Source organism: Thiohalocapsa sp. (genome assembly GCF_019695415.1).
GTDB lineage: Bacteria > Pseudomonadota > Gammaproteobacteria > Chromatiales > Chromatiaceae > Thiohalocapsa.
The window spans coordinates 1-616 of record NZ_JAIFKJ010000582.1; the positions used below are offsets into that span (position 1 = coordinate 1).

The 616-nt window shown below is 64.8% G+C and carries 1 protein-coding gene and 1 pseudogene; both read left to right on the forward strand.

The annotated features are described in order from the left end of the window. Nucleotides 1-357, forward strand: a pseudogene (locus tag I6U14_RS15985) (NAD/FAD-binding protein); the annotation flags it as partial. Continuing rightward, nucleotides 354-616: DUF1365 family protein (locus I6U14_RS15990; RefSeq protein ID WP_296900513.1), on the forward strand; the 263-nt coding region annotated here is incomplete at its 3' end. The pseudogene I6U14_RS15985 and the gene I6U14_RS15990, both read left to right, overlap by 4 nt.

A 616-nucleotide genomic window follows, 5' to 3' on the forward strand; every position in this document is an offset into this window, starting at 1 on the left:
AGGCTGTGGGTGAGCTACTGTTGTACAAGGTTGCAGCCCCTACGGACGAAACCGGACTACTTCGTGCCGCTAAACCCGATCGACGAAATCGCCGAAACCGACAGGCTGGCGACGATCGCTTACAAGCACCCGATGTTCAACGGCGCGGCCATGGCGGCGCAGCCGGAGCTGTGGTCGCTGCAGGGGCGGAACCGGACCTGGTTCTGCGGCAGCTATTTCGGCTATGGTTTCCATGAGGACGGGTTGCAGAGCGGGCTGGCCGTGGCCGAGCAGCTCGGCGGCGTGCGCCGGCCCTGGGATCTGGAGAACCCGTCGGACCGGCTCAGTCTGCCGCGCGAGGACGCACAAGTCGCATGAACACGGAACCAGCGGCGATCTATCGCGGCGAAGTGGTGCATGAGCGGCTGCGGCCGAAGCACCACAAGCTATGCTATCCCGTTTTCTCGCTCCTGATCGATCTCGACCGTATTGCCGAACTGGGGCAGCACTCCCGGCTGTTCTCGCATAATCGCTTCAACCGTTTCAGCTTTCATGACCGGGACCCCGGCCCCGGCGCAGGGCGGGACCTCGGGGGGCCAGACCGCCGCGTATTGACGGCAGCGGGGTGGGGGAGAGA